Below are 22,432 nucleotides of genomic sequence, written 5' to 3' on the forward strand. Positions count from 1 at the left end.
CGCCGACGCGCACCTCGGGCTTTGCTAGGCTTTCACGGCGCGGTCACCGCGCACGCCGATGTAGTTCAATGGCAGAACATCAGCTTCCCAAGCTGAATACGCGGGTTCGATTCCCGTCATCGGCTCCACGTTCACCCGGGCTACCTTCGCCCCGGCCGCCGCGAGATGCTGCGTCACGGTTCATCCGCGAATCACATTCCGCGTCCCGATCACGAACGCGATCCGCCTGTTCTTCGTCACGGCTCACAGACCGCCTTCCCCACGGATGTCATCCGAACGCGTTAAACGCTCTGACCGCCGCTTTCGCCGGTCATGCGTGTATTTCGATTTTAGGTACTACCGCGTACTAACGGTGCTACGTTCCGCTCGCCCCCCAGGTCAGAGCGAAAGGTCCCCCTCCCCATGTCTGCCATCCTCCGAAGCCGTAGGACACTCGTCCCCCTTGCCGCCGCAGCTGCCGCCGGCGCCATCCTGCTGCCCGCCGCGATCCCCGCATCCGCCGCCAGTGGGTTTGCCACACAGGTGGTTTCCGAATCCCAGGCGCTCGTCGGATCGGCGACCAACACCGTCGTCACGTCGGCGGCGAGCCTCCTCGCCGAGACGCCCACCCTGCTCCGCACACTCCCCCTCAACGACACCGCGAGCATCGTCGCCGCGCCGGCGAATCGCGCACTGCTCGGACCGGCCCTCGCAGCCGCATCCGATCCGACGGCCGACCTGATCGCCGCACTGCAATCCGCGATCACCAAGCTGGGTACCGCGCTGTCGGACGCACCGCGCAACCTCATCATCACGGGAGGACAACTGCTCGACGGCAACGTCCGGGCCGCGCTGCAGACGTTCTCCAACATCCTGATCCAGCCGCTGGTCCTCATCGGCCTGCTCGACCTGCCCAACATCGCCTCGGCGTCGGCGCAGCTGAACCCGTTCCTCGCACCGGTGTTCAACGCGCTCCCCAACATCGCGATCAACATCGTGGTGACCGCGATACAGCTGTTCACCAACGCCCGCGAAGGTGTCGCCACCATCTACGAGGGCATCCGCGACGGACTGAAGGCGGGCGACATCGGCGCTGCGGGCGCAGCCATCACCACCGGGATCTCGAACATCCTGGCGCAGGGCAACACCGACCTGTTCGGTGAGAACGGCGTCATCGCCGCCCTCAAGCAGTCGGGCGACGACTTCCTGAACGCGCTCGGCCAACTCGGCAAGCCGGCACCGACCGACACGAACACACTGCGCGCCGCGAGCACCGCCGCCGTCGCACCGTCCGCTGAGAGCACGACCCCGGCGACAGAAGCGTCGGCGCCGACCGAGATCGGATCGACGTCGTCGAAGGCCGCTGCCACGTCGACGGTGACCGCGCCTGCCACCACCGCACCCGCGGCGACCACGCCGGCCACGTCGAAGCCCGAGACCTCGACGCCCGAGACCACCACACCCGCTCCGTCCACGTCCGGCGCGGCAACCACCGAGAGCACCTCGACCGGCAGCGCGGCAGGCTCGACCCCCGTTGCGACCCAGTCGGACACGGCGGGAACCACATCCGGCACGGGAACATCCGGCGCCAGCGCGACGGGGTCCACCGCCACGGCGACCTCACCGGAGTCGGCCGCACCCGCGGCGTCGAAGGCGGGGGCTGCCGCACCGGCGGCCGCATCGGCGTCCGAGTGACACCTCTCCGTCTGGGCTGACACGACCCGACACCGGACGCGGCGTCGTCCGCCTGCGTGGGAACCTCCCACGTCAGGCGGGCGACGCCGCGTTCGTTTTGTGACCAGTGCCCAAGCGATCTCGAGAACCGCTGTTCGTCGCCACGAACCAGCACCGGTTCCTCGATGACAGGCCACACACGGACCGTGAGCCTGTCTTATAGTCAGCGCGAAATCTGAGACCGCTGACAATGTGAGGGCCACACCATCGTGACCGACGATCGACTCCTGCTCCGACGAGCACGCACCGCATGCCTGGCCATCGTGACCGCGACCGCGCTCACCACAGGCGTGGCGGGCGTGGCGCAGGCGGCTCCGGCCCCCGCACCCACCCCGGCCGCCTCGCCGGTGAACGACTCCTTCTACACCCCGCCGAGCCCGCTCCCGGCGGGCAAGCCCGGCGACATCATCCGGTCGGAGAACCTGCCGACCGCGATCACCCTCCCGAGTCCCGAGGGAGCGGTGCCCGCGAAGGCGACTCGCATCATGTATCTGAGCATCGATGCGAACGGCGACCCGATCGCGGTCACCGGGTACTACCTGCAGCCGGTGAGCGAATGGAAGGGCCCGGGCCCACGCCCGGTCGTCGCCTACGCGGGAGGCCTGCACGGCCAGGGTGACCAGTGCGCCGCCTCGAAGTTGCTGCAGGAGGGCGTCACCTTCTCCTTCCCCGGCGGGCCGATGGCCGAGATCGAACAGATCGTGACCCTGAACCTGGTGAAGCTGGGCTACGGGGTCGTCTCGAGCGACTACATGGGTGGCGGCACCCCCGGCACCCACACCTTCGGCAACCGCGTCGATCAGGCACACGCCGTCATCGACGCCGCGCGTGCCGCCCTGCATCTGCCCGAGGTGTCCCCGGACGCGAAGGTCGCCCTGGCCGGCTACTCCCAGGGTGGCGGCGCGACCGCTGCCGCAGCCGAACTCGTCGGCACTTACGCCCCGGAGCTCCCGCTCGTCGGCATCTACACCGGCGGCGTCCCGGCCGACCTTCTGCGCGAGATGAACTACCTCGACGGCAACCGACTCGGCGGTGTCATCGGCTACGCGCTCAACGGCGCGAGCTACCGCTACCCCGAGTTCAAGGAACGCGTCTCGACCGTGCTGAACGACTACGGCAAGCAGACCATGGCGCAGGTGTCGGGGGAATGCATCGTGTTGACCTCGGCACGCGGCAAGCCCAGCACCCGTGACTGGACCGTCTCCCACAAATCGTTCGGGCAGCTCGTCACCGAGGACCCCATCCTCAGCAAGTACGTCCACATGCAGGACATCGGAAACCTGAAGCCGACCGTGCCGGTGCTGCTCACAGGCAATCCCGACGATCCGACCGTGCCGATCGTCCAGGAACGCGAGCTGTACTCGAAGTGGTGCGCGAAGGGCGCGACCTCGCTCCGGTACGAGGAGATCCCCTTCCCCGTCCGACTGATCGGCGGCTCCACCTTCGGCCATGTCGCCGGCGGCATCAGCGGCTTCCAGCGCGCGGTGTCGTGGCTGTCGGATCGCTTCGCCGGCAAGCCCGCGGTCACCGGCTGCTCGCGCGGCTGACACCCTCCGAAACCTCGCTGACCGACCTGGGACCCGTCGACCTTCGACCGGGTCCCAGGTCGCGATCGTTAATCGGCGTGATCACTGGTTCGGCGCGAGAAGCCCGCGCGCACAAGCCTTCCCCCGTTCGGCGGTGTCGGCTCCAGCCGGCGGAAAGTCCTGCTACATTCTCGCCGGGAACGGACACGGGGTCCGCTCATCGCAGTCGGGAGCGCACGTGGCGTCGTCAGTGTCACCAGGTAAGAACCGTCGACCGAAGGGACGTCACCGCGTTCGCACGCAGTCGACCGCGGTGACCGCCGCGGCGTCGGCCGCCATGGTCGCCGGGCTCGTCTCCGGGGGTGGGACCACCGCAGCGGCTGCGCCCTACCAACTCCTTCCGCAGGACTGCATCGCGGGCAGCAACGCGGTGAAGTCGAACGTCGACTGCTCCGGATCGACCGCACCCGTCATCGGCACGCTCGTCAAGCAACTGGTCCCCTCGCAGGTGTCGCAGGTTCTCACCGCACTCGGCATCGGCGTCGACAGCAAAGCCGTCGTCGTGGCGGGCAACGGCACCGCCTCGATCAAGGGCGGCGGCTTCACGATCGCCGCGAACACGCTCTCGGGCTTGCTGTTCCCGTCGGGCGGAGCCGCGAAGGCCACCGCTGTCGACCCGTTCAGCGGCGCCGTCGCCATCAGCACGGGCAGCGGAAACGCCACGTCCACCGGCATTCTCGGCGTCGCGATCACCGCGGCGAGCACAGGCCAGACCGCCGACGCGTTCGCCCTCGGCGGTCTCGCGAGCGCCATCAACGTGAGCGTTCCGCTGCTCTCGCCGGTCACCAACGTCAGTTGCCTCGCGGTGTTCGGCCAGGCGAGCGCGAGCGGCGTCGGCAGCTGCACCAGTGTGCTGTTCATCTTCACCCAGAAGAACGCCGCAGGATCGCCCATCACCTACTTCTCGATCGCGGACCCGACGTCGTTCACCCTCGGCGACGGCGTCATCCCGATCCCGCGCTTCACCCGAGATCTGGTCCGCATCGGCGTCGGCGGCCCGAACGGCATCACCGTCGAGAGCGGCCTCGCCCCGCAACTCGGCACCGGCGGCGGCACGCTCGTGCCGTCGATCCCCGGACTGCCCGGTCTCCCGGGCTTTCCCGGATTCCCGGGCTTTCCCGGATTCCCGGGACTTCCCGACTTCACGACCGTGTCAGCGAAGCAGGCTCTCGCAAAGACGGCCTCCACGAACCTCCGGACGGCCATCGTGCCTGCGGCGCACACGGATCCGGCGCCCGACGACGACTCCACCGCGTCGACCGACACGACCACCGAGACCGGTCCGGTCATCACGACACCGATCACGCCCCCTCCGGCTCAACCGTCGTCGATCACCCCCGGGCCCGGGGCGGGCACCATCACCACCACGGAGACAACGGACTCGACGACGGGCAACCACCGCAAGCCCGACACCGACACGTCGACGGGCTTCACCATCACTCCCCCGAGCACCACCCCAGGACCAGTGACAGCGGGCAGCACCTCTGCCGCAACGGGTTCGGACACCACCGGCGGCACCTCGACCACCACCGCGTCGGCGTCGCAGGCCCCGGCCTGATCAGCCGACGCCGGTGAAGGTGCGTCGGTAGGCCGACGGCGACATACCGATGCCACGACGCAGGTGGTGGCGGAGGTTGTCGCCGCTCCCGAGCCCCGCGAGAGTCGCGACGGCGTCGATCGAGAGGTCCCTGCGCTCCAACAGCTCACGGGCGCGGTCGATCCGGCGTTTCCGGACCCAGGTGCCGGGTGCGTCGCCGGTCTCCTCGCGGAATCGCCGGTTGAAGGTGCGGGTGCTCATCTGTGCGTGCGCGGCGAGTTGGGACACGGTCAGGGGTTCGGTGAGGTTCGCCAGAGCCCAAGCGCGCGTCGCGGCGGTCCCCTGGTCGTCGGCGTCGGGCATCGGCGCCGAAATGAACTGCGCCTGACCACCTTCCCGCCAGGGCGGTACCACGCAGTAGCGCGCGACATCGTTGGCGACGGCGCTGCCGTGGTCGGCGCGGATGATGTGGAGACTCAGATCGATGCCGGCGGCGAGACCCGCCGAACTCAACACGCGACCGTCGTCGACGAACAGGACGGCCTCGTCGAGCTCGACGTCGGGATAGACCGCGCGGAAATCGTCCGCGGCACGCCAGTGGGTGGTCGCGCGGCGACCCGCGAACAACCCGGCCGCGGCCAACACGAACGCGCCGGTGCAGATCGACACGATCCGCGCGGTGGACGGGATACGGGCCAGAGCCGCACCGAGTTCCGGGGAGAGGACGCCGTCTCGGCGCGCCGAGGGATAGCGCGTCCCCGGGACCACCACGGTGTCCGCGGTCGCCAGCAGCTCGGCACCGCCCGTCGGCACGAGACCGTATCCGGTGGTGGTCGCCACCGGACCCTCGTCGAGTCCACAGGTCACCACGTCGTAGAGCGGATGACCGGACGCGTCGACCGCCTGGCCGAACAGCGCCGAGGGGATGGTCGCGTCGAACCCGACCGCAGGGGCGAGAAGCAGGACCACCACGCGGTGCGGGGTCGGCGGATGTGTCGGGACAGCCATGGCACGATCTTCACACATTGTGGCATTGCTGCCAATGGCGCGCGGGAGGACCGGGCGCATATTTGTCCGATGACAGTCACTCCGCGACACTCGATCGCACCGGGCCGACCCCGCCTGCACCGGGCGTGGATCGTCGCCGCGGTCAGTTTCGTCGCCATCCTCGGTGCCGCGGGCTTCCGCGCGGTCCCCAGCGTGATGATGGACCCGCTGCACATGGAGTTCGGCTGGTCGCACGCCACGGTGGGCGCCGCGATGTCGGTGAACATGATGCTGTTCGGTCTCACGGCACCGTTCTCGGCGGCGTTGATGGACCGTTTCGGGGTACGACCCGTCCTCGCGGCCGCACTCGTGCTGATCGCGACGGGCACCGGGGTCGGCACGCTGATGACGGCGAGCTGGCAGATGCTGCTGCTGTGGGGCGTGCTGGTCGGCCTGGGCACCGGATCGATCTCGATGGGCTTCGTCGCGACCGTGTCGACGCGGTGGTTCGTGGAGAAGCGCGGACTGGTCACCGGCATCCTCACCGCCGCGAGTGCCACCGGCCAGCTGATCTTCCTGCCTGTGGTGGCCGCGGCCACCGACCGCTTCGGCTGGCGCTGGGCGTCGCTGATCGTCACCGCAGCGGCACTCGCCGTCGTCCCGCTCGTGCTGGTGTTCATCCGCGACCGACCGGGTGACGTCGGGTTGCGCCCGCTCGGCGCGACCGCCGACGACGTGCCAGCACCGCTCGCGGCGGGGACCTTCTCGGCGGCGTTCGGCGGACTTCTGCGCGGTGCGCGGGTCCCGGTGTTCTGGCTCCTGGCAGGCAGTTTCGCCATCTGCGGCATGACCACCAACGGCCTCATCGGGACCCACTTCATCCCCGCTGCACACGATCACGGCATGCCCACCACCGTTGCCGCCGGTCTCCTCGCGACCATCGGCATCTTCGACGTCGCCGGCACCATCTTCTCGGGCTGGCTCACCGACCGCGTCCGACCGCAGGTGCTGCTCGTCGTCTATTACGTGGGCCGCGGGGTGTCGCTGATGCTGCTGCCCTCGCTGTTGTCGCCGCACGCCGAGCCGAGCACCTGGGTCTTCATCATCTTCTACGGACTCGACTGGGTCGCGACGGTACCGCCGACCATCGCGATCTGCCGGGCCTACTTCGGCGACGCGACGCCCGTCGTCTTCGGGTGGATCTTCGCCGCACACCAGATCGGCGCCGCCATCGCGGCTTTCGGGGCCGGCGCGATCCGCGACGCCCACGGGAACTACGACCCCGCGTTCTGGGTGGCGGCCGGGCTGTGCGTGGTGGCCGCGGCCCTGTGCCTGGCGATCCGCCTGCCGAAGGACGATGCGACAGGCCCCCACGATGTCGGGGAACCAGGTCCCCCGAAAGCTATGTATCGCTCTACGTTGTCACGTTAGGGTGACGCATGGTCAGTGGACACAGCAGTATCGACATAGCAGCCCCGATTCCCGAGATCCTCGACGCGATAGCCGATCTCGACTCCTATCCCTCGTGGTCTCCGATCCACAAAGAGGTCGAGGTCCTCGAGCGCGACGACAACGGGCGCCCCGCCAAGGCGCGGATGACGGTGTCGTTGATGGGTATCAACGACGAGCAGGTGCTCGCCTACACATGGTCGGACACCGGTGTCAGCTGGGATCTGGTGGAGGGCACCCAGCAGAAGGCGCAGCACGCCGAGTACTCGCTCACCGAGTCCGACGGCGGCACCCACGTCGAGTTCGAGATGAGCCTCGACCCGAAGATCCCGGTGCCCGGCTTCCTCATGAAGAAGGGCAAGAAGACCATCATCGACATGGCCACCGTCAGCCTGCAGGAGCAGGTCGCCGCCCGCGCCTGAACCAGGATCTGCCCCGGATCACACTTCGACACACCAGTTCTCCGTAGACGGTCGTCCCGCCCCGCCGATCAGGGGACCAGGGCGACCGTCTTCGTCGTCGTGGGATCGACTGTCGTGGTCGACGAGCGTGTGCCGGAGGTCGTCGAGGTGGACGAACCGGTGGTCGCGGCACTCGTCGACGGCGACGTGGGAGTCCCCGAGGTCGTCGTGTCCTCGCCGCTCGGCGAAGTGGTGGTCGACGAGGTCGAGGTCGTCGCCTCGGTGGTCGAGGTCGCCGGGGTGCTCGGCGCGGAGCTCGACTCGTCCTCCGTGGTGGGCGACTTCTTCTTCGGCGTGGACTCCGGCGTCGCGGACGTGGTGGTGGCCGACACCGACGACATCTTGCGCGCCGCGGTCACCGTCGAGACCACAGGCACCGAGCGGTCGTAGGCCTTCTCGATCTCCGAGCGCAGGAAACTGTCGAGCCCGGTCAGCAACTGCGGCGGGATGCCGAGTCCATAGAGCCCGGCCAGCAGCGGCAACGAACTCTTCAGCGTGATGTACCGGGTGTTGTTGTCGACGTAGTCACTGACGATGTTGTCGGGATTCGACGGATCGGCGTCGTCATAGAAGCCATGCAGCGTCACGATGCCGATCAGCGCGTTGGCGACCGCGAGCAGGTTACGGGTGTCCTTCGGGAAGTCGGCGTAGCCGTCGTACTGCCAGGCGATGTCGGTGACCTTGTAGTTCGAGGGGGCGCTCTCACCGTCGAAGGTGATGCCGAACGGGAACGGGATCTGCGTTCCGGCGAAGCGGCCGAGCAGACCACCGTTGGGGCGGTTGGGGTTGCCGAACACCAGGAAGCTGAGGTTCTCCGGCGACGGGGTCCCGGACTCCCCACGCTCGGCCTGCAGCTTGCGGACCAGCTTGGTGACGACGTTCGCGCTCGAGGAATACCCGACAACGACGATCTGACCCTCGGGGTCGGCCGCGAGGGTGCGCGCGATGGCGGCCGAGATCTTCTCGAGGCCGTCGGCCTGCGAATCGTCATAGGTCTTGCCACCGAACAGCAGGGAGACGCCGCCCGACGTCGCGGTCCACGGGACTGTGGTGAAGGTATAACCGGGGTACGCGGAGTTCGGCTCTCCGGAGAAGTAGCCGCTGAGCTTCTTCTCCATGTTGGCGCCACTGCCGTTGTCGTTGCCACCCATGATCAACAGGGTGTCGGCGCCGGCGGTCGCCCCGAGCAGTGTCTGCAGTGCGAGGAGAACTGACGCGGCCAGTGCGACGAGCGCCAACCCAGCTGTCCGTACGAGTCGCTTCATCGGTTTCCCCCACCGTTTCGGTCACGCGCGACATCAACGATGCGTCGCGACTGATCGAATATGCCACAACTCGGGCCTGCTCATGTACGTATGAGCAGGCCCGAGCCGTGAATGCGTGCGTTCAGGGGACAGATGGAGCGTCAGGACACCGGGGTCGTGGTGGCCACCTTTCCGGAGGTCGACGTGGCGGCTGTCGACGGCGCACTCGTCGACGGCGTGCCCGTGGACGTGGTCGTCGAGGGCGAACCGGTCGCGGTGGTCGACGCGGAGGTCGACGAGGTGGTCGCCGGCGGTGCCGATGTCGTCGTCGCCGTGGTGGTCGGCGACGAACCGGAACGCTGCTCGGTGGTCGCCGCGGTGGTGGGTGCCACCGAGGCGGTCGTGCTCGGCGGGGTGGTGCCCGCCGGTGCGGTCGACGACGAGGGTGCGGTCGAGGACGTACTCGGCGAGGACGTGCTCGGCGAGGTCGTCGCGGTGGAGGTCGCGGCGGTCGTCATCGTCGACGCGATCGCCACGGTGTTCGCGGCGGCGACGGTGGTGGCCGGTGCGGCGGCCACGGTCGCGGTCGGCGGTGCGAACGCGGCGGCGAAGGCCGCTGCGAGCGCCTGCAGCCACTGCTGCAGTGCCGCACCGAGAGCCGCGGCCAGTGCGTCGGCCGGATTCGCCGGCGGGGTCACGACCGGCGGCGTGGTCGGGGTCGTGGGGTGCGCGGCGATCCAGTCCTTCACGACCTGCGCGGCGGGCTTCATCGTCCAGTCGTCGCGGTAGAGGCCGAACGTCGCCTCACCGTCGGTGGTGTTCGACGAGGACCGGTCGACCGTCGAGTACAGGAAGGCCTTGCCGGCGTACGACAGCTGGTTCCAGGCGTCGAGGAAGTCCTTGATGTAGCTCGCCTGCTGGGCCTCGGCGACGGGCATGCTCGGGTTGATGGTGCCGGTGGGCAGGCCGTACTCGGTCGCCCAGATCTGCTTGGCCGCATCACCGTTGCCCTGCATGAGGGCGCGGATCGCGTTGAGCTGGTTCAGCGGCGACTGACCGAGAGTGGCTCCCTGCGAGAACGGCGTCGTGTACTGGTACGGGTGGAACGACAGGGCGTCGAAGTAGCCCGCAGCACCCGCGGCGTACATGCCCTTCACGAAGTCCACCGGGTTCACCGAGAAGCCGCCCCACGAGATGACCGAGCCGAGGACGCCGCCGATGACAGTCGCCTTCGAGTCCGCGGCCTTGATCGCGGTGTAACCGGCCTTGAGCATCTGGGTGTAGAGCGCCGGGTCGGGGTTGCTGAGTCCGAGCGCCGAGTTGGGCTCGTTCCACACCTCGTAGGCCGAGACCTGGCCGGAGTAGCGCTTGGCCAGGACCGACATGAAGTCGCCGTAGTCGGAGATGTTGGCCGGCGGCGCGTAGTAGTCGCCGTACCAGGTGGAGGGACGAGCCCATGCGGGCGTGGTCGTCACGACGCCGAGGATGGTCATGCCCCGCGCCTTCGCGGCGTTGACCATGTTGTCGATCGACGACCAGTTGTACTGATTGTTCGCCGTCTCGGTCAGGCCCCACGGGATCACGATGCGAACGTCGTTGACGCCCAACGCCTTCATCTGGTCGAGGGACTTGGCGACCTTGGCGGGATCCTGCGCCTCGAGGAAGAGGTCGGAGTCGGAGATGCCGACGGTCATCGACACCTGTTTGATGGCCGCTACCTCGACGCCGGTGTACCGCACCTCCGACTTCGCGAGGAACGCGACCGAGGTGAAGGCACAGACCATGGCGGCGAGCACGACCAGAACCGTGAGTTCCAGCCGGGACATCCGGACCGAGGAGAGAATTCGACGTCGCACTGTGTTTCTCCGTTCATCGACGTCGGACAAGGCTGATCGCCGCGTCCGGATTCCCCCCGGTTGCGTTGTTCAGGTCATCAAAAGCGCACGATTCGTCGGAAGAACCCTCGACAACTCGTCATGAACGAGCGAGCCGAACGGTTGCCCCGTGAACCGTTGGAAAGGTGTGTCGGCGTGCGTGAAGAGCCGCGCCTGCGAACGCCTTGCCGCTATTTCGACTCTATAACGCTCGCTGTGGGGAATCGTAACCACAAATTCCATAACTCGGCAAACAATGGCGAAATTCGCCCAGACTCCATGGAATGACTTCTCTGTGATTCGTTACGCGGTCCGGCGAACGCCGAGTCCCTGAACTGGGTCGAAACCCGACATCTGACGCCGTTTTACGTGGCAATGGGGGATCAGCGATCGCTTACACAGCCCCTGCCGTGCCGAATTCGACAATGCCCAGCGGCACATCACGACGCCACTCGCGATGCAATACATCTGAACGATTGGAGGCATTGTTGATCTTTTGCTCAGTCCAAATTTTCGTTACACGAACCGTTACACAATTCATTACAGACTGGAATGTAATTGACGGTTCGAGTTCCGTCTGATTCCCGGACGTGCGCACGACATTCCCGACTCACGATGTCGCGGAGAGACCGATCAGTGATCGATGTCGCGACCGTCGGAGAGGTCGCCGCATTCGACGTCGACGACATCTCCCCGCCCGACCAGGAATGCCCCGGCACCCCGGTCGCCGGCGAGGCCGGCACGCACCGCTGCGAGGTGGCTCGCCCCGAGGTAGACGGGGTGGCCGGGCCGGCCATCGAACACTGCTCGCGCCAACGACTCCGGGTCGCGGCGCGAGGCGGCGAGCACCCGGCTCACGTGGTCGGCCCGTGTGTCGGGGGTGTCAACAACGAGTAACACCACACCGGCATCCGCACCCTCGGCGACGGCGGCATCGAGCCCCGCACGCACCGACGCCGACAACCCGTCGGCCCAGTCATCGACCACCACGGACATGGCCGGATGGGGCACGTCCACCACCGCCGCCCCGAGCGTCACCACCACATGGTCGCAACCCCCGACGACCAGCGCATCGACCGCCGAGCGTAGCCACAGCCCTTCTGCGGCAAGCACTTTCGGACCGCCGAAGCGTGTACCGGCGCCGGCGGCGAGGACCACGCCGACCACCCGTTCGACGCCGTCGCCTCGGCGCCCGGCTGCTCTCACACCGACACCGCGCGGCATCGACGTCGGCACCGCCGAGGCGTTCGCCGCGCGCCTCCACGGCGAGTTAACACGCGGGGCGTCCATGACAGGACATTGTGCCGCCCACCGCGCGCGGACGGGGTGATCGGTTCATCCTGATCTCGGAGTCGAGGTGACGTCAGGGGTGCGCCACCAGATCGGGAGGTACGACCATGACCAGATCCGGTGCCGGGACGAAGCCGACCGCGCGCACGAAACGCGTCCACCCGGTCGACCAGGTGCCCCCCGCGGGCAAACTGTTCACACTCGGCCTGCAGCACGTCATCGCGTTCTACGCGGGCGCCGTGCTCGTGCCCCTGCTGATCGCCAACGCGATCGACCTCGACGGCGAAGCGCTGACCATGCTGATCACCGCCGACCTGTTCACGTGCGGCATCGCCTCGTTACTGCAGGCGGTCGGTATCTGGAAGATCGGCGTGCGACTCCCGCTGCTGCAGGGCATCACGTTCGCGACCCTGGCGCCGGTCATCAAGATCGCCAACGACCACGGCGGTGGCCGCGTCGGTCTGCTCACCGTCTACGGCGCGGTGATCTCGGCGGGCGTGTTCACGTTCCTCATCGCCCCGTTCTTCGCCCGACTGATCCGCTTCTTCCCGCCGGTGGTGACCGGGACGCTCATCACCATCATCGGGATCTGCCTCATCCCGGTCGGCGCCGGCGACGCGACGCGCGACCCGGCGAGCCACAACCCCGATCCCGGCAACGGTCGGTGGCTGCTCTACGCGATCGGCACGATCGTGATCATCGTGCTGATGCAGCGATTCTTCCGCGGCTTCTGGGCGACGATCTCGATCCTGCTGGGCCTCGGCGTCGGCACGGTGATCGCGTGGGCGGTGGGCGACACGAACTTCGACAGGGTCGGCGAGGCGAGCTGGGTCGGGTTCACCAACCCGTTCGCCTTCGGCTGGCCACGGTTCGACGTGATCGCGATCGTCTCGATGATCGTGGTGCTGCTCGTGGTGGCCGTCGAGTCGACCGGGTCGGTGTTCGCGACCGGCGAGATCGTCGGCAAACGCATCCGCAAGGAGGACATCGCCGCGACCGTGCGCGCCGACGGCCTGGCGACCATCATCGGCGGATCGTTCAACTCGTTCCCGTACACCGCGTTCTCCGAGAACGTCGGACTGGTGCGCCTCACCGGCGTGAAGAGTCGGTGGGTGGTCGCCGCGGCGGGCGGCATCATGATCGTGCTCGGCGTACTCCCCAAGACCGCGAAGATCGTCGAGTCGATCCCGTCGCCGGTCCTCGGCGGCGCGGCGCTGATCATGTTCGCCACGGTGGCCATCGTCGGCATCCAGACGTTGACCACCGTCGACTTCACCGACCACCGCAACCTCATCATCGCCAGCACGTCGGTGGCCATGGGCCTCTACGTGCAGTTCTCCCAGGCCGCCGCACCCGCGACGGTGCTCGAGAACGGGGTCGAGGTGAAGGTGCCCGCCCTGCCCGGCGTCGACGAGGCCGTACCCGGGCTGCTGCAGATCCCGTTCAGCACCGGCATCACGATGGGTGCCATCACCGCGATCCTGTTGAACCTGTTGTTCTTCCACACCGGCAGCCGCGGGCCCGCCGTGGCCGGCCGCGGATCGATCCGACTCGCCGAGGTCAACGAGATGACGATCGAGCAGTTCCGGTCGACGTTCGGCGGCGTGGTCCAGGGTGCGGGATGGGTGGTCGACCGCGCCTACGCCCAGCGCCCGTTCGAGACCGTCAACGACCTGCGCGCCTCGTTCCAGGAGGCCATGCTCACCGGCAGCGACGACGAACAGTTGACACTCATCAACGCGTTCCCCGATCTCGGTGCCGAGGACGAGTCGGGCGACCCGATGGCCGTCGACCACACGGGGCTGTCGCATCTCGACGAATCCGAGCACGCCGACGTGGTCGCGCTGGCGGGCGCCTATCGTGAGCAGTTCGGCTTCCCGCTCGTCATCTTCGCCCGCGAGGCCGAACGGTACGAGAGGGTGTTGCGGAACGGATGGACTCGCATGGACAACTCACCGGCCGGCGAACGCGCGTTCGCGCTGATCGAGATCGCCAAGATCGCCAACCGTCGCTTCGACGACCTCGTGGCCGACGCCAACCCCATCGCCACCGCGCGATTCAGTCGGTTCGACGAACTGGTGCGCTGAGGATGCGTCGACCCAACTGGCGTGGAATCGACAGCTTCAACGACCTCACGCAGACACAGGCGGTGCACTCGCTCTACGAGTGCTGCTCCTCGCGGATCTGGGCGATCCGGGTGGCGGCCGCACGCCCCTACCCCGACGCCGAGAGTCTCCTCGACGAGGCCGACCTCATCCTCGCCGAGCTCACCGACACCGACCTCGACGAGGCCCTCGAAGGCCATCCGCGCATCGGGGAGAGGTCGACGAGTGCGGCGTCGACCCGCGAACAGTCCGGCGTCGTCGGTGCCGACGCGGAGATCCTGCGGGAACTCCGCGTCTCGAACGCCGAGTACGAGAACCGTTTCGGCCATGTCTGTCTCGTGTTCGCCGACGGGCGGCCGGCCGAGGTGCTGCTCGACATCCTGCGGCAGCGACTGCACAACGATCCCGAGACAGAACGTCGGGTGATGCGCGGTGAGCTGGCGAAGATCAACCGCAGTCGGCTGGTGCGCATGCTGAGCCCGGTGTCGGAGGGCAGCCTGCAGTGAGTGAACACTCGTGAGCACGCTGAGCACCCACGTCCTCGACGCCGTCGCCGGCCTGCCCGCAGTCGGTGTCGCTGTCTCGCTCACCAGCGCGGACGGTGACCAGATCGCCACGGGCACCACCGATTCCGACGGACGGATCGCTGCGCTGGCCGAGGGCCTCGAGGCCGGCGTGTACCGGATCACCTTCGACACCGGTGCGTGGTTCGCCGAGCACGGGGTCGACGGCTTCTATCCCGAGGTCGTCATCTGCTTCACCGTCGTCGACGTCGCCCGGCACCACCACGTTCCGGTGCTGCTGAGCCCGTACGCCTATTCCACCTACCGCGGGAGCTGAGAGGGACACCATGGGAATCCGCCTGGGCGAGAACCAATACGGCAAGGCCGAGAACCGGGTGGTGCGGATCTACCGCGACACCCCGCGTCACGAGATCGTCGACATCAACGTGGGTACCGCTCTGCGTGGGGATTTCGAGGCCGCGCACACCGTCGGCGACCAGGGCGCGGTGCTGCCCACCGACACCCAGAAGCAGACCTGCTACGCCTTCGCCAAGGAGAAGGGCATCGCCACGATCGAGCAGTACGCGCTCGATCTCGCCCACCACTTCGTGGACGAGAACGACCCGGTGCACGGCGCGCGGATCGAGGTGGAGCGGTACGGCTGGGAGCGGGCGACCGTCGACGGCGCCGACCACGACCACACCTGGGTGCGCAGCGGCGCGGAGGTGCGCACCGCCGACATCACCGTCGAGGGAAAGGGATCCGATCAGACGACGTGGGTGATCGGCGGGCTGAAGGACCTGACGATCCTCAAGTCGACGGGGTCGGAGTTCCACGGCTTCCCCACCGACCGCTACACGATCCTCGAACCGACCACCGACCGCGTGATGGCGACATCACTGGTCGCGAAGTGGCGGTTCACCACGACCGATGTCGACTGGGATGCCGTGTACGCCGACGTGAAGCAGCTGATGGTCGCCGCGTTCGCGACGCTGCAGTCCCTGGCGCTGCAGCAGACGCTGTACGCGATGGGCACCGCGGTGCTCGAGGCTCATCCGGAGATCGCCGAGGTCCGCCTCTCGGCACCGAACAAGCACCACTTCCTCTACGACCTGGTCCGCTTCGGCATCGAGAACCACAACGAGGTCTTCCACGCCGACGACCGCCCGTACGGCCTCATCCAGGCGTCGGTGATCCGCGACGACGCCCCCGACGCCGGACCGGCCTGGACCATGCAACGCGGCTGGCTCGCCTGACCCACCCCACCCCCACCCCGCCAGTTGGGCACGTAACGCCCGCAGTTGGGCAGATAACACCCGCAGGTGGGCACGTAACGACCAGTGGGGCACCTCAGGCGACGACGCGACGGCCGCGGACCCACACCTGAGCGATCGCCGGTTCGCGGATCCCCATCAGCAGGGCGAACAAGGTCTGCGCGGTGGCGGTCTCGACGTCGTCGGCGCGGATGCCGAACTCCAGTGTCGCGGCCAACGGTTCCCATCCCTGCGGGTCGATCACCACGAAATCGGCGTCCTTGCCGACGTCGAGGTTGCCGAAGTCGGCCTCGCGGTCGAGTGCGCGGGCGCCGGCCAGTGTGGCGGTGAACAGCAGCTCGGCCGGGTGCAACGACACCCCCGCGTCCCCCGGCTCGGACATGTGGACCCCGAAGCAGTCCGACGCCACCTGTGGGATCAGCCATTCGTCGCCGGCTCCGATGTCGGTGCCGAGTGCGACGGTCACGCCCGCTGCGATGGTGCGGCGCCACGGCATCGTGCCCGAGCCCAGGAACAGCTGCGAGGTGGGGCAGTGCGCGATCGAGGTTCCCGTCTGCGCCATCCGCGCCAGTTCGGTGTCGGTGCAGTGCACCGCGTGCGCGAGGATGCTGCGTCGCCCGAGCAGTGACGCACCACCCTGCGCCGATCCGGGGAGGAACCGACCGTCGTAGGTGTCGAGGTAGCTGTCGGTGCCGTAGGCGGCCTTCGTGGCGTCGATCTCGCCGGTGCGCGGTCGGGCGTTCTCGTTGAGGTGCGAGTGGAAGTAGACGCCGCGGTCGCGGACGGCGTCGTAGAGCTCGCCGAGCGCCACGAAGGTGTCGGGGGTGACCGACAACGAGAACCGCGGGACCACGGCGACATCGACGAGTTCCCGCCCGTGCCAACGGTCGATCTCGGCGACGCTGCGGTCGATCGCGGTGTCGATGTCGGTGACGAGGTCGGCGGTCGCCGCGCTGCCGACGGTCTGGATGCCCCGCCCCGACACCATCCGCAGGCCGACCCGTTCGGTCTCGGTGAACAGGGCATCCTGGGCGGCGGGGAACGCCGATCCGAACACCATCGCCGCGGTGGTGCCGGCGGCGATCCGTCGACGACAGAAGTCGATCGCGGCGCGGTGGGCGAAGGCGGGGTCGCGGTAGCGGGCTTCGGCCGGGAAGATGCAGTTCTCGAGCCACTCGAGCAGTTGGCCGCCGCCGTATGCGTCGGTGGAGTACGTCTGCGGGAAGTGGATGTGGGTGTCGACGAAACCCGGCAGGATGAACCCGCCGCGATGATCGTGCTGCGTCCATTCCCGTTGCCCCTCAGGGAGATCAGCGGCCGGACCGGAGTACACGATGCGCCCTCCGGCATCGACGGCGAGCGCACCGTCGGGCACCGACACGAGGTGTTCGCACGCGCTCTCGATCGTCGGCGCACCACCGATGTGGAACAGGTGCGCCCGGTGGACGACGCCGGGTTCGGTTCCCATGACTGTCCATCCTGCCCCGAGAACGCATCGGAAGTACGGTGAGGAGATGGACCCGTCCGGCGCCCTGACCGTCATCTCCCACGCCCATGTGGTGACGATGGACGCCGCGGATCGCGAGTGGGCCGACGCCATGGTGGTGCTGCGGGACAACCGGATCGTGGCCGTCGGCGACGCTCACGAGGTCGACACCGCGGCATGGCCCGACGCCGTGCACGTCGACGGGCGTGGCTGCGTGCTCACCCCCGGCCTGGTCAACACCCACCACCACCTCTACCAGTGGATCACCCGGGGGCTCGCCGCCGATCACACGTTGTTCGAGTGGCTCACCACGCTGTACCCGGTGTGGGCCGGCATCGACGCCGCGGGCGTGAACGCCGCCGCCCGAGGCGCATTGGGAGTACTCGCGACGTCGGGGTGCACGACGTCGACCGATCATCACTACGTCTTCCCGGTCGGCGCCGGCGACCTCCTGGCGGCCGAGATCGAGGCGGCGGCCGCGGTGGGTCTGCGTTTCCATCCCACGCGCGGATCGATGGACCTCGGTCGGAGCGACGGAGGACTCCCTCCCGACGCGGTGGTCGAGTCGATCGACGACATCCTCACCGCGAGTGCCGATGCCGTCTCCCGCTGGCACGACCCCTCGCCGGATGCGATGCTGCGCATCGGCCTCGCTCCGTGCTCTCCCTTTTCGGTCACATCGGATCTCCTGGTCGCCTCGGCGGCGCTCGCCCGCGACCTCGGGGTGCGTCTGCACACCCACCTCGCCGAGACCGAGGACGAGACCGCCTTCTGCGCTGAGCGTTTCGGTTGCACTCCCCTGCAGTACATGGAACGACTGGACTGGCTCGGCGACGACGTGTGGTTCGCCCACGGGGTGCACTTCACCGACGACGCGATCGCCGACCTCGCACGCACCGGGACGGCGATCGCACACTGCCCCACCTCGAATGCACGACTCGGCGCCGGTGTCGCACGTACGCGCGATCTCGTTGCGGCCGGTGTGCCCGTGGGGCTCGGTGTGGACGGCGCCGCATCGAACGAGTCGTGTCGGATGCTCGAGGAGGCACACATGGCGGTGATGATGGCCCGGGCGGTCGGTGGACCCACCGCGCTCACCACACGACAGTCATTGCGCCTGGCCACCATGGGCGGCGCGCGGGTGCTCGGACGCGACGCCGAGCTCGGGTCGATCGAAACCGGGAAACTCGCCGATCTGGTCCTGTGGGACCTGACCACGCTGGCCCACAGCGGGATCGACGATCCGGTCGCGGCCCTCGTCCTCGGCGCGCAGCCACCGATCCGCCGCTCCTGGGTCGACGGACGCGTCGTCGTCGCCGACGGACACTGCACCACCGTCGATGCCGAGACGGTCGCCCGCGATGTGGCGTGGGCGCATCGACACCTGCTGGCCAGGGCCGATCGGTGACGGGCTGATGGACCAGCACTGGGTGACCGAGGTCCTGGCGCCACGCACGCGCGCCGACCTCACCGGGATCGTCGACACCGACGGCGTGTTGGCCGGCGGCACCTCGTTGATGAGCGAACCGAATCCGGGGATGACTCGGTTGATCGACCTCGCCGCCCTGGACTGGCCCGACCTCGTCGTGCGCGACGACGGTCTCGAGATCGCCGCGACGTGCACCATCGACACCCTCATCCACGCCGATCTCCCCCGAACCTGGATTGCCACACCGCTGTTCGATGCCGCAGCGCGCGCCCTGCTGGCGTCGTACAAGATCTGGTACTCGGCGACCGTGGGCGGCAACGTCTGTCTCGCCCTCCCCGCCGGTGCGATGACCGCGATGTGCGCCGCTCTCGACGCCCGCCTGCTGATCTGGCGGGCCGACGGCACCGACGCACTGCTCACGACCACCGACGTCGTGGTCGGCAACGCGGAGAACTCCCTCGGCGTGGGTGACGTGCTCCGCTCCATCCACCTGCCCACCGCGGCTCTCACGCAGCGGGTGTCGTTGCGGAAGGCCTCCTACGCGCACCTCGGCCGCAGCGGTGCGGTCGTGGTGGCGCGCTCCGACGGCGAGTCTGTGGTCGTGACGGTCACCGCGGCCACGGTCGCCCCCGAGGTGATCACCGTCGCCTCCACCGATCCCGAGCAGGTGGCGCGCGACGTGCTCCGCGCGATCCCACCGGAGCATTTCCACACCGATGCCCACGGCACCGCCCGGTGGCGCATCGCGGTCGTCGAGTACCTCGTCGCCCAGGCCGTGCGGGACGTGATCGCATGAGGGTCAACGGGATCGACGTCACCACCGCGCCGCGGCCCGGTCAGTGCCTGCGCACCTACCTGCGCGAACACGGCAACGTCGAGGTGAAGAAGGGATGCGATTCGGGCGACTGCGGGGCGTGCTCGGTCATCGTCGACGGGCGGGTGCAGCACTCCTGCCTCGTCCCGGCGTTCCGCGCCACCGGCGCCGAGATCACCACCGTCGCCGGACTCGGCACCGCCGAGGAGCCCCATCCGCTGCAGGAGCGGTTCGTCGGCGCCGGCGGCTTCCAGTGCGGCTTCTGCACCGCCGGGATGATCGTCACCGCATCCACCTTCGATGCCGCCGACATCGACGATCTCGAGTCGTCGCTCAAGGGGAACCTGTGTCGCTGCACGGGGTATCGGCCCATCCGCGCCGCGATCGCCGATGCCGCACCCGACGCAACACGTGACCCACGATCGGCGCCGGCACCCGCGGGCCCCGCGATCACCACGGGCGCCGAGCACTACACCATGGACGAGATCCCCACCGACGCCGGACACGTCGCGGTCCTGGGCAGTCCGCACCCGCACGCCGTGATCACCGCCATCGACATCACCCGCGCACAGGCGCTGCCCGGAGTCCGTGCGGTCCTCACCCACCACGACGATCCGGGTGTCGCGTTCTCCACCGCGCGTCACCGGGAGCGTGTCGACGATCCCGACGACAGTCGCGTCTTCGACACCCGCCTGCGATTCGTCGGGCAGCGGGTCGCGGCGGTGGTCGCCGACGACCTCGACACCGCACGGCGCGCAGTCGAACTCGTCGACGTCGCCTACGAGGTCCTGCCCGCGGTCTTCGACCCGGTGCAGGCGCTCACCGAGGGGGCACCGACGGTGCACGGGGACAAGGACGGACCCGCATCGCGGATCGCCGATCCGACCCGCAATCTCGTCGCCGATCTGCACGGTGAGGTCGGTGACGTCGACGCCGCGGTCGCCGACGCCCGCGTCTCGGGTGGCGCGGCGGTACACGGGGTGTGGCAGACCGCGCGCGTGCAGCACGCCCATCTCGAGACCCACGGCACCGTGGGCAGTCTTGACGAGGATGGTCGCTACGTCATCCGTTCCAGCTCGCAGGTGCCGTTCCTGGTGCGCCTCGAGCTGTGCCACATCTTCGGTCTGTCGCCGGACCGGGTACGTGTGTACGCGCCTCGGATCGGCGGCGCCTTCGGCGCGAAGCAGGAACTCATCACCGAGGACCTCGTGCTGCTGGCCGTTCTGCGCACCGGGCGGCCCGTCGTGTACGAGATGACGCGCACCGATCAGTTCACGATGGCCCCCTGTCGCCACCCGATGCGGGTGAAGGTCACCGCCGCGGCCGACGCGAGCGGCACGCTGACCGCTCTCGCGATCGATGTCGTGTCGGATGCGGGCGCCTACGGAAATCACAGTCCCGGAGTCATGTTCCACGGGTGCAGTGAGTCGATGGCGCTGTATCGCAGCGCGAACAAGCGCGTCGACGCGCAGTGCGCCTACACCAACAACCTCCCCTCGGGCGCCTTCCGCGGGTACGGCCTCGGCCAGGTGGTGTTCGGGATCGAATCGGCGCTCGACGACCTCGCCCGCGAGCTGGGTGTCGATCCCTTCGACTTCCGACGGCGCAACGTGGTGGTGCCCGGCGACGACTTCGTGACCTGGGAGGTCGAGGAGAGCGACCTCGAGTTCGGTAGCTACGGCCTCGACCAGTGCCTCGATCTCGCCCAGGAGGCGCTGGCCGCCGGTGCCACCGACCCGGCACGCAACGGGGCGGAACTCGAGGACGACCCCGAGTGGCGTATCGGATCGGGGATGGCGCCGGCGATGATCGCCACCATCCCGCCTCGTGGCCACTTCGCCGATGTGCGTGCCGACCTCATCGTCGACGGGCGGTATGTGGTGTCGGTCGGAACCGCTGAGTTCGGCAACGGCACGACCACGGTGCACACGCAGATCGCCGCCGACGCCCTCGGGGTCCTGCCCGAGTCGATCGTCGTGCGCCAGGGCGACACCGACGTCGTCACCTACGACACCGGCGCGTTCGGTTCGGCGGGGACGGTCGTCGCCGGTGCCGCACTGCAGCGGGCGTGTGTGGATCTGCGTGCCGCGGTGGTCGCCGCCGCGCGCGACAACGGCGTCGACGCCGACGATCCCGTCGCGGTCGGACGCGCGACCGGTGGTCTCTCGGCCACCGGGCGGCACGAGGGCACGCCGCGGTCGGTCGCGTTCAACGTGCACGCCTTCCGGGTGGCGGTGCACCTCCCGACAGGCCGCGTGCGGATACTGCAGTCGATCCAGTCCGCCGACGCCGGTGTCGTGCTCAACCCCGCGCAGTGTCGGGGTCAGGTGGAAGGCGGTGCGACGCAGGCGATCGGCTCGGCGATGTTCGAGCAGATGCTCCTCGACGACGGTGTCGTGACCACGCGCGTGTTCCGGAACTATCACATCCCGCGGCTGTCGGATGCCCCCGAGACCGAGGTGTACTTCGCCGACACGTACGACCGATTGGGTCCCTCGGGCGCGAAATCGATGAGCGAGTCGCCGTACAACCCGGTGGCCCCGGCGTTGGCCAACGCGATCCGCGACGCCATCGGGGTCCGCGTCCACGAACTCCCGATGAACCCCGCCCGCGTCTGGGCCGCCCTGCACCCCTGACCCCAGTTGGGCACGTAACGCCCGCAGTTGGGCACCTAACGACC

The 22,432-nt window shown here is 68.5% G+C and carries 17 protein-coding genes and 1 tRNA gene; 13 read left to right on the top strand and 5 right to left on the bottom strand.

The window, feature by feature from the left end:
• The first annotated feature begins 54 nt into the window (after positions 1-54).
• From ASG12_RS20680 to ASG12_RS21835, 4 genes are all read left to right on the top strand, one after another.
• Positions 55-128: transfer RNA gene (locus tag ASG12_RS20680), tRNA-Gly, on the top strand.
• A gap of 274 nt (positions 129-402) precedes the next feature.
• Complete coding sequence (locus tag ASG12_RS20685; RefSeq protein WP_156378209.1) at positions 403-1,674, top strand: hypothetical protein; 1,272 nt, start codon at positions 403-405, stop codon at positions 1,672-1,674.
• 248 nt (positions 1,675-1,922) lie between these two features.
• Positions 1,923-3,260, top strand: a complete 1,338-nt coding sequence (locus ASG12_RS20690; protein ID WP_235457729.1) for a lipase family protein — start codon at positions 1,923-1,925, stop codon at positions 3,258-3,260.
• 292 nt (positions 3,261-3,552) lie between these two features.
• A complete protein-coding gene (locus tag ASG12_RS21835) occupies positions 3,553-4,857 on the top strand; it encodes a hypothetical protein (RefSeq protein WP_055793682.1) in 1,305 nt (434 codons plus the stop codon).
• On the opposite strand, the gene ASG12_RS20700 is transcribed toward ASG12_RS21835, so the two are convergent.
• The gene (locus ASG12_RS20700) at positions 4,858-5,844 is read right to left on the bottom strand and encodes a GlxA family transcriptional regulator (protein WP_055793683.1); all 987 of its coding nucleotides are present in this window, start codon (positions 5,842-5,844) and stop codon (positions 4,858-4,860) included.
• Positions 5,845-5,913: 69 nt separating this feature from the next.
• Between ASG12_RS20700 and ASG12_RS20705 the strand changes: the two genes are divergently transcribed.
• Complete coding sequence (locus ASG12_RS20705) at positions 5,914-7,254, top strand: MFS transporter (RefSeq protein WP_082502203.1); 1,341 nt, start codon at positions 5,914-5,916, stop codon at positions 7,252-7,254.
• A gap of 8 nt (positions 7,255-7,262) precedes the next feature.
• The gene (locus ASG12_RS20710; protein ID WP_055793685.1) at positions 7,263-7,694 is read left to right on the top strand and encodes an SRPBCC family protein; all 432 of its coding nucleotides are present in this window, start codon (positions 7,263-7,265) and stop codon (positions 7,692-7,694) included.
• A 68-nt stretch (positions 7,695-7,762) separates the two neighbouring features.
• Here the strand turns inward: ASG12_RS20710 and ASG12_RS20715 are convergent, their stop codons facing one another.
• The 3 genes from ASG12_RS20715 to ASG12_RS20725 all read right to left on the bottom strand — a co-directional run bounded on the left by ASG12_RS20715 (position 7,763) and on the right by ASG12_RS20725 (position 12,075).
• Positions 7,763-8,998, bottom strand: coding sequence for a PE-PPE domain-containing protein (locus tag ASG12_RS20715; protein WP_082502204.1), 1,236 nt, complete (start codon positions 8,996-8,998; stop codon positions 7,763-7,765).
• Between the two features lie 140 nt (positions 8,999-9,138).
• A complete protein-coding gene (locus tag ASG12_RS20720; protein ID WP_055793689.1) occupies positions 9,139-10,803 on the bottom strand; it encodes a cellulase family glycosylhydrolase in 1,665 nt (554 codons plus the stop codon).
• 681 nt (positions 10,804-11,484) lie between these two features.
• On the bottom strand, positions 11,485-12,075 hold the full coding sequence (locus ASG12_RS20725; protein ID WP_055793691.1) for a nucleotidyltransferase family protein: 591 nt from the start codon (positions 12,073-12,075) through the stop codon (positions 11,485-11,487).
• A 173-nt stretch (positions 12,076-12,248) separates the two neighbouring features.
• Here ASG12_RS20725 and ASG12_RS20730 point away from each other — a divergent pair, with 173 nt between their 5' ends.
• The 4 genes from ASG12_RS20730 to pucL are packed head-to-tail and all read left to right on the top strand — an operon-like array spanning position 12,249 to position 16,005.
• The gene (locus ASG12_RS20730) at positions 12,249-14,228 is read left to right on the top strand and encodes a solute carrier family 23 protein (RefSeq protein ID WP_055793693.1); all 1,980 of its coding nucleotides are present in this window, start codon (positions 12,249-12,251) and stop codon (positions 14,226-14,228) included.
• A 2-nt stretch (positions 14,229-14,230) separates the two neighbouring features.
• Complete coding sequence (uraD, locus tag ASG12_RS20735; RefSeq protein ID WP_055793695.1) at positions 14,231-14,752, top strand: 2-oxo-4-hydroxy-4-carboxy-5-ureidoimidazoline decarboxylase; 522 nt, start codon at positions 14,231-14,233, stop codon at positions 14,750-14,752.
• A gap of 10 nt (positions 14,753-14,762) precedes the next feature.
• Positions 14,763-15,086 (top strand): hydroxyisourate hydrolase, encoded by a 324-nt coding sequence (uraH, locus tag ASG12_RS20740; RefSeq protein WP_055793697.1) that lies wholly within the window; start codon positions 14,763-14,765, stop codon positions 15,084-15,086.
• A gap of 10 nt (positions 15,087-15,096) precedes the next feature.
• A complete protein-coding gene (gene pucL, locus ASG12_RS20745; RefSeq protein ID WP_055793699.1) occupies positions 15,097-16,005 on the top strand; it encodes a factor-independent urate hydroxylase in 909 nt (302 codons plus the stop codon).
• 94 nt (positions 16,006-16,099) lie between these two features.
• On the opposite strand, the gene ASG12_RS20750 is transcribed toward pucL, so the two are convergent.
• Entirely contained in the window at positions 16,100-17,491 is a 1,392-nt protein-coding gene (locus ASG12_RS20750; RefSeq protein ID WP_055793701.1) for a guanine deaminase, read from the bottom strand.
• A 46-nt stretch (positions 17,492-17,537) separates the two neighbouring features.
• Here ASG12_RS20750 and ASG12_RS20755 point away from each other — a divergent pair, with 46 nt between their 5' ends.
• The 3 genes from ASG12_RS20755 to ASG12_RS20765 are packed head-to-tail and all read left to right on the top strand — an operon-like array spanning position 17,538 to position 22,388.
• Positions 17,538-18,917: an 8-oxoguanine deaminase gene (locus ASG12_RS20755; RefSeq protein ID WP_055793704.1), complete on the top strand. Its 1,380-nt coding sequence runs from the start codon at positions 17,538-17,540 to the stop codon at positions 18,915-18,917.
• A gap of 7 nt (positions 18,918-18,924) precedes the next feature.
• Complete coding sequence (locus ASG12_RS20760) at positions 18,925-19,734, top strand: FAD binding domain-containing protein (protein ID WP_055793977.1); 810 nt, start codon at positions 18,925-18,927, stop codon at positions 19,732-19,734.
• A complete protein-coding gene (locus ASG12_RS20765; protein ID WP_055793706.1) occupies positions 19,731-22,388 on the top strand; it encodes a molybdopterin-dependent oxidoreductase in 2,658 nt (885 codons plus the stop codon). The genes ASG12_RS20760 and ASG12_RS20765 overlap by 4 nt, the downstream gene beginning before the upstream one ends.
• The last annotated feature ends 44 nt before the right edge of the window (positions 22,389-22,432 follow it).

Source organism: Williamsia sp. Leaf354 (assembly GCF_001424365.1).
Lineage (GTDB): Bacteria > Actinomycetota > Actinomycetes > Mycobacteriales > Mycobacteriaceae > Williamsia_A.